We start from the raw sequence: 12,903 nt of genomic DNA, 5'->3' as shown, positions 1-12,903 counted from the left end.
ACCTAAATCTCTTGCCCGTCCTTCGCATCTCTGTTGAAATCCCGAACCCGAGTTCTTCTGCGGGTCTTTTCTGCAATCCCGAATCCTGCGTTTTTGCGGGTGAGGGATCACTAGGTTTTTCTAAGCACCCCTCCCACGAACTTACAACCCTAAAATTCTTCCCAGCTATAGCGATCCCTCGCTCTGCTCGGGAGTTCCCACTTCACTGCGCGGCAGCCGCGCCGCTCACAATCTCAATAATCTCTTTGGTAATTTTCGCCTGGCGTGCCCGGTTCATGGCCAGCGTGAGCGAATCAATCATGTCAGAAGCATTGCTGGTGGCAGAGTCCATGGCCGTCATGCGCGCCGCATGCTCGGCGGCCTCTGATTCCAGCATGGCGCGAAACAGCTGCGTGTAAACGTAGCGCGGCAGCAGATCGCGGAACAACTCCGCCGGCGGCTGCTCGTAAATATAGTCAACCGGGGAGGTGGCAAATCCCGCAGCCTTCTTGTCCATTTCCGTTGTATCTACTTCACGCACCGACGTGCGAGCATGCGCCGCCGCTTCCAGCCTTCGCGTGCGTTCCTCTCCGGTGACTTCCTCGGCAAACTCATGCACGGTCTCGCCAATCGCGAGGATAGGAAGCACGTCATCCACCACCACCTGCTGCGCAATCACTGACTTGAATTCGTTGTAGGCGATGTAAACGGAATCGACCTTTCCTTCCGTATAAAGGCGGATTACCTTGTCCGCAATTTCACGTGCGCTTTTCAATTCTGAGCGATTCATCAGGCCCACGTATTCTGCTACCACCTGGATTGGCCCCTTGCGTTCCGCTCCGGCCTCAAGCGACACCGGATACCGGCGGCGGAAGTAGTCTCGCGACTTTCTTCCCAGCGCCAGAATATCGATGTTCTTGTCCTTCTTTAGCTCAATAAACTTGGCCGCGGCCTTGAGGATGTTGGAGTTGAACGCTCCGGCCAGTCCCTTTTCGCCGGATACGACGATCAACATCGTCGTCTTTTCCTCACGACGCACGAGCAACGGATGCAGCGCTTCGCCCGTTACCGGATCATAGACATCCGCGCGCGAAACCAGCGACTTGAGCACGTTCGTGATCATCTGCCCGAAAGGACGGGTCTGCAGTGCGCGTTCCTGAGCGCGGCGCAGCTTGGCCGCTGAAACCATCTGCATGGCCTTGGTGATCTGCCGCGTGTTGCGCACGCTGCGGATTCGCCGCCGGATGTCTAAAAGGTTTGCCATGTTTGCTTCAACGTTTCCCTAAAAAGTTTCTTGCGTTCAGGTCCTTCGACTCGCGCTTCGCGCTCGCTCAGGATTTCAGCAGCGGGCTCCCGCTTCGCTAACGCCCGCTAGTCGCCTCAACCTTCGCGGCCGCCGTCTGCCGTTCGGCGACAAAACGCTGCTTGAATTCCTTCAGCGTCTTTTCAATTTCCGCCTTCATCGCGTCGTCGATTGTCTTTTTCTGCATGATGGAATCCAGCAGCTTGGGATTCATCGACTCAACGTATTTGTTCAATTCTTCAGAGAACGGACGCACCTGCTCGACTTCAAGGTCGTCCAAGTAGCCGTTGGTTCCGGCAAAGATGATCATGATCTGCTTGCCGAATGAAAGCGGTTGATACTGGTCCTGCTTCAGGATTTCAACCAATCGTTTGCCGCGGTTGAGCTGCGCCTGCGTGGCTTTATCCAGGTCAGAGCCGAACTGCGCGAACGCCGCCAGTTCACGATACTGCGCCAGTTCCAGCTTCAATGTGCCGGCAACCTGCCGCATCGCTTTGATCTGCGCTGAACCACCCACGCGGCTTACTGAGATGCCGACGTTCACCGCCGGACGCACGCCGGAGTTAAACAAATCGGTTTCAAGGAAAATCTGTCCGTCAGTGATCGAAATGACGTTGGTCGGAATGTAGGCTGAAACGTCACCAGCCTGCGTTTCAATGACCGGCAGCGCAGTGAGTGAACCGCCGCCCATCTTGTCTGACATTTTTGCGGCGCGCTCCAGCAAACGGGAGTGAAGATAAAACACGTCTCCGGGATACGCCTCGCGTCCCGGCGGACGGCGCAGCAGCAATGAAATCTCGCGGTAGGCCGCGGCGTGCTTGGAAAGATCGTCGTAGATCACCAGCGCGTGCTTGCCGGTATCGCGGAAGTACTCGCCCATGGCGCAGGCTGCATAAGGCGCAAGGTAAAGCATAGGCGCGGGCTCTGAAGCTGAAGCCGCCACCACGATCGTGTAATCCATGGCGCCGTTGTCTTCCAGAACCTTGACCACCTGCGCAATCGACGAACGCTTCTGTCCAATCGCGTTGTAAATGCAAATCAGGTTGTTGCCCTTGCTGTTGATGATGGTGTCCAGCGCCACGGCGGTCTTGCCGGTCTGACGGTCGCCGATGATCAGCTCGCGCTGGCCGCGACCTACGGGGATCATGGAATCGATGGCCTTGATGCCGGTCGCCATAGGTTCACGCACAGGCTGGCGGTCAATCACGCCCGGAGCAATGCGCTCAATCGCAATCTGCTTGTTGGAGGCGATCGGGCCCTTGCCGTCAATCGGCTGGCCCAGAGCGTTCACCACGCGGCCAATCATGCCTTCACCCACGGGGACTGACATGATCGTTCCGGTGCGCTTCACCTCGTCGCCTTCTTTGATTTCAGTGAATTCGCCCAGCAGCACCGCGCCTACCTGGTCTTCTTCCAGGTTCATGGCCAGTCCGGAAACGCCGTGGCCGAACTGAAGGAGTTCGCCGGCCATGACTTTATCCAGCCCATGGATGCGGGCGATACCGTCACCGAGAGAGATGATGGTGCCCACCTCGTCCACAGAAACCTTGGATTCGTAATTTTCAATCTGCTCACGGATGAGCTTTGTTATTTCGTCTGCTTTGATTTGAGCCATAAATCCTTTTTTCTTTGTTCCTACGCAGTCACAAGTTCCTGCCGCATGCGCTGCAGGCGACCACGCACTGATCCGTCATAGATCGTGCTGTCCACGCGCACCAATACTCCTCCGAGCAGACCGGGATCTTGCGAATACGTTGCCCGGACTACCTTTCCGGTAATGGTAGCCAGCTGTTGCTCCAGTGATTTCTTCTCTGCCGAAGATAGTTCGCGGACGGAACTCACTTTTGCATCAGCGATGCCTAAACGCCGGTCCAGTTCCCGCTTGAATTGCTCCAGCAGATCGCCAATGTTGCCAATGCGCCGGTGGTCAATCAGGACGGCCAAAAAGTTCCGCAACATCTTTGTCGCGCCAATGTGCTGGATGATGGAATCGAGCAGCTTGAGCTTCTGCTCCCGGCTCACGGCCGGGTTCTGCAAAACATTCCGCAGCTCGCGGCTTCCGTTCACCACATCAGCCATCTGCTGAAATTCGGCAACTGTCTTTTCAGGATTTAATTTGTGCGTGACCGCCACTTCAGCGTACGCGCGTGCGTACCGCCCCAGGACTGCTGCCATTTAATTGCCGTCCTTTCCCATTTGGGCGGTGAAAGCGCGCACCAGGGCTTGGTCAGTATCGTTGCTCACGCGGATTTTTTTCTCCGCCAGCTCCACCGCTAATTCCGCCACGTATGCCTTCAGCTCGCGGCGCGCCGTATTGGCGGCCATCTCAATTTCCTGCTCGGCGGACGTAACGATCCGGCGACGCTCTTCTTCTCCGGCAGCCAGCAGGCGTTGCTCTTCAGCTTTGGCGTTCTCATCGGCCTCACGCTGCATTGCGGCGATATCGGCATCCAGGCGAGAAAGCCTTCCTTCAACCTCCGCCAGCCGGCGGCGCGCGTCTTCACTCATCTTGCGGGCTTCTTCAATACCTTGCTGGATGGTGGTGGTGCGGCCCTTGAAATAGCCGGGCAGAATCTTGCGCAGCAGGCTGGCCATGGCGACAAAGATCACGGCAAAGTTCAGGCCGAAACAGAGCCAGTACGCCTGGTTATTCGTCAGGCCGGTATGGCGCGCGATCCACTTGACCGCCGGAGCGTTGCGGATGGCGTCGGCTTCCCCGCCGTTTTCCAACTGTTGTTCACCCTCGTGCTTCGCTGACTGCTCGGCTGGCTTTGCCTGACCGTGGGGCTCCGCAGTGCTCGCTGGGTTCGGGCTTTCCTGAGCTCGCAAGGTCCCGACAGACATCATCGCCATTCCAAGCACGGTGATCACGGCGTAAATCCAAATTCGCTGGAGTGATTTTTTCATCTACCGGCCTCCTGCTGCCGCAGCCGGCTTCAGGACCGTTGCAATCACCTGGTCGGCCAGCACATTGGCCTGCTGCTCCAACGCCGCTTTCGCGCCGATCGTGTCTTTCTCCACGGCCGCCCGGGCTTTCTTCACCATTTCACCGGCATTCTTGCGCGACTCCGCCAACGCGGCGTTGCGCTCATCCAGCACGCGCAGACGGTTGGCCTGCTGGGCTTTATAGATCTGTGACCGTGCCTCGCGGAATCGCTGCTCGTATTCCGCTGTGCGTTTTTCGGCAATGGCGATTTCCTGCTGCGCGCGATCCATGGCGCCTTCCGTCAGCGCATGCCGCTGCTCCAGCACCTGCCGGAGCTTGTTGTGCACAAGAAAAGTGTACGCCGTCCACAGGACCAACACAGAGATGATCGTGGGGATGGAATTAACCAGTAATTCGCCTATTTGCCTGAGTACTATATCCATGCAAAATAATCTTTAAGTTGTTGTGAACAAGAAGCGGTCGGGGGCTACCACCAAACTCTTTAACTTAACATCCGATTCGCGGCAGTGTCAACGCGAGCAGCCCTTTTCAGAAGGCTTATCTCGTGGATTTGGAACATCGATTCCCGCTCTGCTTCCATCGTCTTTTGACGATCTCTTCTTCTCACGTCGCACGCAGCAAGCCTTCAACATTGACCTTCCGATTTTCATTGTCACGATTTTCAACAAAAGCCCGGTTTCGTTTTATTATTCCGCCCATGACTTTTCTCTACATACTGCTTGGCCTTGTGGTTGGCGTGCTTTCAGGGATTGTGGGCATTGGCGGCGGCATCATGATTATTCCCGCTCTGGTTTATTTCTTTCATATGAGCCAGCACAAGGCCCAGGGAACGTCGCTGGCGGCGCTGCTGGCCCCCATTGGGGCGCTCGCTTTCTGGGAATATTACAAGGCAGGAAATGTGGACCTGAAGGCCGGTCTGCTCATCGCTTTGGGCTTTCTCGTCGGAGGCTACTTCGGCGGACTCTGGGCACAGCACCTGCCCGAAATAGTACTGCGCAGGGTGTTTGGCACTTTGCTGGCAATCATTGGCATCCAGTTACTACTGTCACGCGGATGATCACTTTGAAGATGTGCGATTGCAGATCGCCGGAATGCATTTCCCCTTTATTTACAGGGCTTTGCCAAGGCGCGATCATACGGTTATCAAGATAATCATGTAGGTATAAAAAGAGTTGGCAGATCGCTTGACTTCATCCTTAAGTGGCCTAGAATAAGTACATCACCTCCGATCCGATTCAGGATCGAATGGGCTTGTGGGCAAGGAAACCGTCACCGCTTCTTGCTCTCAGGCCCATTTTGATTTTTGGGCTTGGCTTCGCCATCCCAAAATGGCTTTTAGCCGTTAGCTCCTGGCTTTCTCTTGTTCCGCAGACTGATTTCATTCCCGCGTGAAGGCTCGTTGGTTCCATTTGTGGCTCTTCCGCTGACTGCCATCCGGATTTACCTTAAAAGGAAATGAGAAATGTAATCTTCGGAATCAACATTACGCTGGATGGCTGTTGCGACCACACCACACAATTTACGGATGAAGAGACCCATGAATATTGGACGGATGTTCTGCGAGAAGCTGGCCTGCTCGTCTATGGGCGCAAGACCTACGAGTTGATGGTTCCTTTCTGGCCTGAGGTGGCAAAAACGCAGTCGGCGACAAAAGCATTGAACGAATTTGCGCGAGTGTTCGACTCCATCAACAGGGTTGTTTTTTCACGATCCCTGGATGGGGTTGAAGATAACAAAAAGCGAATTGTTCGCACGGACCTGCGCGACGAAATACTTAAGTTGAAACACGAACCAGGCAAAAATATTTTGACAGGCGGTGTAGATATCCCGTCGCAGCTGATAGAGCTTGGCCTGGTGGATGAATTTCGTATTGTGATTGGCCCAGTCATTGCCGGAGAAGGCAGACGGTTATTGGACGGGGTGAGCCTGCCGGAGAAATTGCAATTAAAACTTGTTGAGTCAAAGATTTTCAAATCAGGATGCGTCGCGCTCCGTTACCTGAAACAGTGAGCTCTTGGCCATTAGCTTTTAGCTTTGTCTCTGCAAAACCGACAAAGATCAATGAACGCCCAAAGTCGGCGGCTTGGACTATCGGTCTTCGGCCTTAGGGGCCTTCGGCCTTGGGCGTCGACTGAGCTCCTGGCGGTTCGCGAAAAGGATCCATCGGAATCGGCGCGTACTCAACGCGGATGATTTCGAGATGCTCCGTCTTCGCTGGTGCGCGCAGGGCCACGCTGTCACCGGGGCTCGCCTTCATGAGAGCATTCGCGAGAGGCGAGCGCCAGCTGATATAGCCGCGATCGAGGTCTACCTCGTCAATGCCGACGATAGAGACGACGTGTTCTAGGCCGGCGGCGTCCTTGTAGGTCACGGTTGCGCCGAAGAAGACGCGCGTAGCGGCTGATGCCGGCCGCGGAGCGGCGGGATCAACGATCACGGCCGCGGCAATGCGTTTCGAGAGAAAGCGAATCCGTGAATCGATCTGGCGTAACCGCCGCTTGCCGTACTGATAGTCGGCGTTTTCACTGCGGTCCCCGTTGCCGGCCGCCCACGCGACAACCTCCACCACCGCCGGCCGCTCGCGACTCAGCAGGAACCGATGCTCGTCTTTCAACCGCTGCAACCCGGCGGGCGTGATGTAGTTTTTGGGCGCGGGCCCCGGTTCCTCGCGCACTGGTTCCCGGAGCGGTCGCTTTTCTCGTATTGGCCAATCTGACATAAATCAGCTCTCAGCTCTCAGCTCTTAGCCATTAGCTCCTGGCTTTGTCTCGTTATTCCAGACTGATTTCATTTTCGCATGAAGGCTCGTTCGTTCCATGTGTGCACCCAGTCCATTCCGGGAACAATCATTGGTGTCCAATGGCATATAACTTCTACTTGACTTATGGTGTCCAATGGAGTACAAGAGAACCCTGTGCAGACGGTTGTCGAGACGCCTACATATCTCGCAGTTGCCAACAAGCTCTTCAGCGAGGAGGAGCGTGCGGATATCGTGGCACTCGTTTCGGCAGACCCTGAATGCGGAGATCTAATCCGTGGGACGGGAGGATTTCGAAAGATCCGGGTTGCACGCAAGGGAATGGGAAAAAGTGGCGGGGCCCGGGTTGTGTATATATGGCGCAACGAAACATTCCCGCTTTTTCTGATCACAGTTTTTCCAAAGAATGAGAAAGAAAACCTGTCGATGGCAGAGCGCAACGCGCTAATGAAACGGGCCGATAGTATTTTCGAGACCTATGGGAGATAGCATGAAAACGCAATTCGAGCAGATGATGGATGGCCTTAACGACGTCGAGGCTTTTCTTGCCGGGAAGCAAGAAGGATTCAGGGCACATGTGCCCCAAGAGGTTGATGTGAAGGCCATCCGCAACCGGCTTGGCATGACGCAGGCCAAATTCTCTCACACGTTTGGGTTCAGCCTTGACGCGATCAAGCACTGGGAGGGAGGGCGGAGGACCCCGGAAGCGCCAGCACGCACCTTGCTCACTGTGATCGACAAGAATCCCGCTGCAGTGCTCACTGCGCTCAATCCTGCCAGGTCTGCTGCCGCTGTCGGCTCATCCAAACCCACCACAGTTCACGCTAGGATGGCTAGAAAGCGTCAGGCGTCTCGTGGCCTTACAAGACGAAAGGCCCATTCTGCCAGTGGCAAAAGAATGAGCAAGTGATGAGCCTTTTGAACGCGGCGAGATCGGCAGGAGCAGATCGCCATTTTCTCGTGTACAAAGCCGTGGTTGCGCAATATGCGAAACCTGACTAAACCGCCGGCGAATATTACGGCGGTGCCCATTCCTTTGCGCAGTAAAGGGTAGAATCGACGATGCTCCGATCTTAGGCCCCTTCTTAATCAGACCGCGCAAATGTAAGTGAATCACGTACACCTTTTCGACACCGTGATAATCCTGATCCCACCCTTTCCTTCGCCGACGCAAAAACCCGCGCGTCTTCTCAGGAAAGAGTGGGGCACCCGGCATCCAGGGCACCCCTCCAGAGGCAATCCGTTTTCCTCCGGTTCCTGATGCCGGCTCACGCTCCTGCGCAGAGATCAGGGAAACAGAAAATCAGGAATCGCAAAAATTCACACTTGACATTGGCAAAAAATCCACTACCATATGGTTGTGGATAGATTGGGTACAACATTTGCGGCTTTGTCTGATCCAACCCGGCGGGCAATGATCGAACGGCTCTCACATGGGCCCGCTACTGTGCATGGATTGACGGAACCGTTTGCACTCTCGCAGCAGATGATTTCAAAACATATTGCCTACCTGGTGCGGGCACGGATTGTGATCAAGACAAAGCGTGGACGGGAAAGCGTATGCACGCTCAGGCCCGAGGCGATTAAGACAGTCAGCGACTGGGCGATCAGCTATCGCCGATTCTGGGAAGAGAGCTTCGACAAGCTGGCTGTGGTTGTGAATGAAATGAAGAAAGCGGAGATGAGAAATGACAAAAAATACGGGCAGTGAAATAGAGCGGATGGTCATTACAAGAGTTTTTGATGCCCCACGCGAATTGGTTTGGAAGGCGTGGACAGACCCGAAGTACGTGATGCAGTGGTGGGGACCGAAGGGCTTTACTGCGCCCGTCTGCAAGATGGATTTTCGGGTCGGGGGAAAATCTCTCTTCTGCATGAAGGCGCCGGATGGGCAGGAGTTCTGGAATGCGATCGAATATCACGAGATCGTGCTGCACGAGAAGATCGTTTCCGACATGTACTTTTCGGACTCAGAGGGAAACAAGGTTGAGCCTGCGGAATTAGGAATAGAACACGAGGCCATAGACGGTGCGCACGACGTGACCATCTTTGAGGATCTCGGAAACGGCCAGACCAGACTCACCCAGATTGGAAATGAGCCCATGGAGAGTGCGAAAAATAGCGGTCAACTGGAAGGCTGGAACCAGATACTCGATAAAGTTGCTGCGGTTATTGCGGGACTGGTGCGGGCCAAATAAGTACCTTGAAGTATTGTTGATGGGTTCGACCTGCGCGAGCTACGGAACGTAAGCAAGCGCAGGTCGATCCCGGAGACCCCAGCAAAGGGTGGCGGGGGAACTCTGTCGAATACTATGTCCCCCGCTCAATGTTCGCGAAACTCAATCGTGGAGAAAGAAATGAAAAGAATACCGTTTCTCGCTATCGTCCTGCTGGCATTCGCATTTCCCGCCCATGCCCAGGACGCGATGAAGAAAGATGCAGCCGTCAAACCTGCCGACCCCGAACTGAAGGTCGTGCTGGATTCCTGGAACGAGGTTGGCCGCAAACTCATCGCCATGGCCGAGGATTTTCCTGAGGACAAATACGACTTCAAGCCCACGCCGGCGCAACGCAGCTTCGCCGAGCAGTTGCTGCACGCGGCGGGTTCAAGCTACTACTTTACCAATCCCGTCATGGGGAAGAAGCCTCCGGCAGCAGAAGATCCCAAGCGCGACCAGTACAAGACAAAGGCCGATATCGTCGCATTCGTAAAGAAGTCCGTTGCCGACGGCGCGGCCGCCATCCAGTGGAAAGGCGAAAAAGGCCTGACCACGGAGGTTGTTTATTTCCCTCACCAGAAAGCGCGCGTTCTCGACATAGCATACGGCCTCATCGAACATAGCGGTGAACACTACGGCCAGCTCGTTGTGTACTACCGCCTCGTAGGGCTTGTGCCGCCGGAATCGCGGCCCAAGAAGTAAAGCTCAAGAAACCGGGTACCCCGTCCTTATCGCGCGCCGTTTGCGCGAATGGGCCGGGGACCCAGGCTGTTGATCTCGATGGCGTCATCGCACAGGGGGCGCCCCATACTTCGCGTTCTTGGCGAAGAGCGGGAATCGAAAATGCCGGCGGGGGTGGGCCGCCGCCTTTGGTCTTTTTGTGCGCTCCGCTGCGCTGCGCGTGGGCCGTCGGCAGAGAGGAATTGGTTTTATTTGCGTTGTTACGGCACGACTGAAGTCGTGCCCTGACACTTGTCTCGTGTGCCGGGAAGATGGGCCGTTCGCTTGCTATTGCGGTGGAAGAGCAAGGCAGACTCCGTATAATGAAGCCAGACGCATACAAAGCTTTGGTTGCGCAATATGGGAAACACGACTAAACCGCCGACAAATATTCTCGAACTGCCCATGGGGGAACGCGCTGAAATGGCCCTCAAAGCGGCTGTTGAGAAGGTCATTGAATCGCATATACGCGACGGGCGTCCGATCTCAATCTGGCGCGATGGTAGGTGGTTGAGGGGTCAGCCCAGGAGTCGCGAGACACGCCTGTCGAGCCGCAGTAATTTCCTGCGAAATCAAATTTTATGCCAAACTTCCTCGCCGCCAGCCCTATATTCTGTTCCGGCGCATCATGCAGGTAAGGTGGAGTTTCGTCAGCGGGAGTGCCCATAGAGTAGCCGAATGGCGAGATTCCAGCGGCATTCAGGGGATGGAAAGCGCAGGCGCAGTCCCAATCGTAAGTCTATTAACATTCGCGCTGTGTTGGGCGCACGTTCGCCGCAAGTTTTGCGATTTGCAACAACGCACGCTTCATTGGTGCGAGTGAAGCGCCGCAACGAATCACAGCGCCGGTCAGCTGTTGTCGCGGTATACCAGGAACAGGTAGGGCCCGTTGGCTAGCGCGAATGCGGCCAGCGCGGGTCCTTCTGCGGTTTGGACAAACCCGCCCTGCGAGACGCTGATGTCCTGGGCCAGCCACTTCTGGCCGTCGAACACGTTGTACCAAATGTCGTCGCTGCCGCCGCCCCGATAAGCGAGGTAGAGCTGATTGCCGTAGACCGCAAGCGCCGGTCGCCGACTCGTCTGCGAGTGTCCGTTGTGAGTGATCTCAAGATCGGTCGACAACCACTTGTTGCCGTCGAACACGTTGTACCAAAGGTCGTCGGTGAGCGAGCCCTTGTAAGCAAGGTATAGCTTGCCGTTGTACGCGGCGAGCGCGGGCCCTGCGCTGGTCCTGGAGTGCCCACCTTGGGTAATCTTCGAGGTCGGTCGGCATCCACTTGTTGCCGTCGAACACGTTGTACCAAAGGTCATCGCTACCCGAGCCCCTGTAGGCCAGATAGAGCTTGCCATTGTACTCGGCCAGCGCCGGTGCGTCCCCGGTCTTGGAATGCCCGTTCTGAGTGATCTCGAGATCGTTCGCCAGCCACGAAGTGCCGTCGAACACGTTATACCAAAGGTCGTCGCTGCCCGAGCCCTTGTAAGCGAGATAAAGTTTGCCGTTGTATTCGGCCATCGCTGGCGCCGCACTGGTCAAGGTGTGCCCGTTCTTCGAAATGGGGTTATCCGGGATGACCCAGGTGTTTCCGTCAAACGCGGTGAACCAGATCCACTCCGCAGGTCCCGAAAACGCGCTGCCGAAAAAGTTGACGATGCTGTTGATCGTCCATCCGATCGCGCCGCCGATTAAGGTACCCAGCAGTGCGCCAATGGCGACGCCCAGCGGCCCACCCACGAACCCTAACACCCCGCCGATCACCGCGCCCAGCACCGACCCGATCGCGCCGCCGAAGTTGCTGAACCCGAAGATCGAGAAGGCTCCCGCGACCAGCGACGCCGGCCAGGTGAGCAACGAGCACCAGACCCGCCCCACGCTGCTCGAAGTCTTGACCGGGTGGTCCGTAGCGTTCTGCAGCGCCTCGGCATAAGTCTGCGTGCCGATCGGGGTGGCCATCGGCCACGCGTCGCAATTTTCGCAAGGAGCCTTTGAGCTGAAATTCGCCGTCACGTAGTCGCGGAGTACGCCGTCCGCGCCGCAGTTGCTGTCGACAGTGCCGTTGGCAAAATCGTAAGCCTCTTTCTCCAGCGCGTTGCCGCAGGTGGACCAGCGTCCCTGGCAATTGAGCAAGCGCGAGGTGTAATAAGCTGTCCACGACCCGGGAATGCGCCCGCCGCCAAACATGCCCTGGATCTGAATAACGTGCACAAGCTCGTGCGCGATCGTCAGGAAATTCTCCGAAGAGCAGGGGGCGTATTTCTTGATGAAGACCCGGATGTCGGGGATCGCGGCACCAGATGCCATTGTGAATCCATCCGGGTCTGAAAAAAGTGAGACCGCGGTGGGCAAGCCCGAGTAGAACGCTACGCGAGAGAAATCGAGATTGGGGTATAGGACCTTGTAGCAGTCCATCAGGCACGCGGGCAAATTAACGGCGTTGGGCATAGGTTCCTCATTATGGACTTAGACCGATTAGAGGACACGGTCGGTCGGGGATTTTGAGCGAAATCATAAAGCAGCGCGAGCAGCGACGGCAAAAAGATACCTCACGATGAGGGCGGCGGCCTCGAGTATTTTGAACGTAGCAGTTTCGCTATTGCATCGCCCCAAAGAATGCGCTATTCTCCAGCAGCCCTCAGGGGTGGAGTTGTGTTCGATCTTTGACAAAAAGCAACTAGCAAATGGCAAATGGTAATTAACCGAGCCGGTACTTGGTTATTGGTACTTAGTACTTGGTGAAGCGTCCGACCCTCTGCCGACCGGACAGTAAAAACGAGAAAATAAGGCTGAAATTGACCGCGATTGAAGCCCTGGAAAACGGAAAAAATGGGGTTTGACCGGTCGGTACAGACCGGGCACATCCCTGACAGAACAGACCGGGCACATATCTGACACTGCAACCAAGAAGCAGGCGCGAGTAAAAAGGAGCGCATGCCATGGAGAAAGAGCAGTGTTATGGAAGAGAAGCTGCGGTTCATTTTG

Annotated in this window: 15 protein-coding genes; 7 read left to right on the top strand and 8 right to left on the bottom strand. The window is 55.9% G+C overall.

The annotated features are described in order from the left end of the window. Window positions 1–202: 202 nt before the first annotated feature. From atpG to LAO76_08500, 5 genes are all read right to left on the bottom strand, one after another. Window positions 203–1,243: an ATP synthase F1 subunit gamma gene (atpG, locus tag LAO76_08520; protein MBZ5490961.1), complete on the bottom strand. Its 1,041-nt coding sequence runs from the start codon at window positions 1,241–1,243 to the stop codon at window positions 203–205. A 97-nt stretch (window positions 1,244–1,340) separates the two neighbouring features. Then, window positions 1,341–2,897, bottom strand: coding sequence for a F0F1 ATP synthase subunit alpha (atpA, locus tag LAO76_08515; GenBank protein MBZ5490960.1), 1,557 nt, complete (start codon window positions 2,895–2,897; stop codon window positions 1,341–1,343). 20 nt (window positions 2,898–2,917) lie between these two features. Next, the gene (gene atpH, locus LAO76_08510; GenBank protein ID MBZ5490959.1) at window positions 2,918–3,457 is read right to left on the bottom strand and encodes an ATP synthase F1 subunit delta; all 540 of its coding nucleotides are present in this window, start codon (window positions 3,455–3,457) and stop codon (window positions 2,918–2,920) included. Continuing rightward, window positions 3,458–4,189, bottom strand: coding sequence for an ATP synthase F0 subunit B (locus LAO76_08505; GenBank protein MBZ5490958.1), 732 nt, complete (start codon window positions 4,187–4,189; stop codon window positions 3,458–3,460). Beyond that, entirely contained in the window at window positions 4,190–4,651 is a 462-nt protein-coding gene (locus LAO76_08500; protein ID MBZ5490957.1) for an ATP synthase F0 subunit B, read from the bottom strand. Window positions 4,652–4,926: 275 nt separating this feature from the next. Between LAO76_08500 and LAO76_08495 the strand changes: the two genes are divergently transcribed. Beyond that, window positions 4,927–5,286 carry a sulfite exporter TauE/SafE family protein gene (locus tag LAO76_08495; GenBank protein ID MBZ5490956.1) on the top strand — a complete coding sequence of 120 codons (360 nt, stop codon included), beginning with the start codon at window positions 4,927–4,929 and terminating at the stop codon, window positions 5,284–5,286. Between the two features lie 398 nt (window positions 5,287–5,684). Further along, window positions 5,685–6,239 (top strand): dihydrofolate reductase family protein, encoded by a 555-nt coding sequence (locus LAO76_08490; protein MBZ5490955.1) that lies wholly within the window; start codon window positions 5,685–5,687, stop codon window positions 6,237–6,239. A 94-nt stretch (window positions 6,240–6,333) separates the two neighbouring features. Here the strand turns inward: LAO76_08490 and greB are convergent, their stop codons facing one another. Next, the gene (greB, locus tag LAO76_08485; protein MBZ5490954.1) at window positions 6,334–6,948 is read right to left on the bottom strand and encodes a transcription elongation factor GreB; all 615 of its coding nucleotides are present in this window, start codon (window positions 6,946–6,948) and stop codon (window positions 6,334–6,336) included. 195 nt (window positions 6,949–7,143) lie between these two features. Here greB and LAO76_08480 point away from each other — a divergent pair, with 195 nt between their 5' ends. From LAO76_08480 to LAO76_08460, 5 genes are all read left to right on the top strand, one after another. After that, entirely contained in the window at window positions 7,144–7,476 is a 333-nt protein-coding gene (locus tag LAO76_08480) for a type II toxin-antitoxin system RelE/ParE family toxin (GenBank protein MBZ5490953.1), read from the top strand. 1 nt (window position 7,477) lies between these two features. Further along, a complete protein-coding gene (locus LAO76_08475) occupies window positions 7,478–7,897 on the top strand; it encodes a transcriptional regulator (GenBank protein MBZ5490952.1) in 420 nt (139 codons plus the stop codon). Window positions 7,898–8,341: 444 nt separating this feature from the next. Then, window positions 8,342–8,698, top strand: coding sequence for a metalloregulator ArsR/SmtB family transcription factor (locus LAO76_08470; protein ID MBZ5490951.1), 357 nt, complete (start codon window positions 8,342–8,344; stop codon window positions 8,696–8,698). Continuing rightward, on the top strand, window positions 8,676–9,185 hold the full coding sequence (locus LAO76_08465) for an SRPBCC domain-containing protein (protein MBZ5490950.1): 510 nt from the start codon (window positions 8,676–8,678) through the stop codon (window positions 9,183–9,185). Before LAO76_08470 ends, LAO76_08465 begins: the two co-directional genes overlap by 23 nt. Before the next feature lie 159 nt (window positions 9,186–9,344). Then, on the top strand, window positions 9,345–9,908 hold the full coding sequence (locus LAO76_08460) for a DinB family protein (protein MBZ5490949.1): 564 nt from the start codon (window positions 9,345–9,347) through the stop codon (window positions 9,906–9,908). 867 nt (window positions 9,909–10,775) lie between these two features. Here the strand turns inward: LAO76_08460 and LAO76_08455 are convergent. Together LAO76_08455 and LAO76_08450 are read right to left on the bottom strand one after the other, a co-directional pair. Further along, window positions 10,776–11,069 (bottom strand): hypothetical protein, encoded by a 294-nt coding sequence (locus LAO76_08455; protein ID MBZ5490948.1) that lies wholly within the window; start codon window positions 11,067–11,069, stop codon window positions 10,776–10,778. Further along, the gene (locus LAO76_08450; GenBank protein MBZ5490947.1) at window positions 11,032–12,366 is read right to left on the bottom strand and encodes a hypothetical protein; all 1,335 of its coding nucleotides are present in this window, start codon (window positions 12,364–12,366) and stop codon (window positions 11,032–11,034) included. Before LAO76_08450 ends, LAO76_08455 begins: the two co-directional genes overlap by 38 nt. Between the last annotated feature and the right edge of the window lie 537 nt (window positions 12,367–12,903).

It is taken from the genome of Terriglobia bacterium, assembly GCA_020072645.1.
Lineage (GTDB): Bacteria > Acidobacteriota > Terriglobia > Terriglobales > Acidobacteriaceae > Angelobacter.
This window is presented reverse-complemented; position numbering and strand designations above follow the sequence as displayed.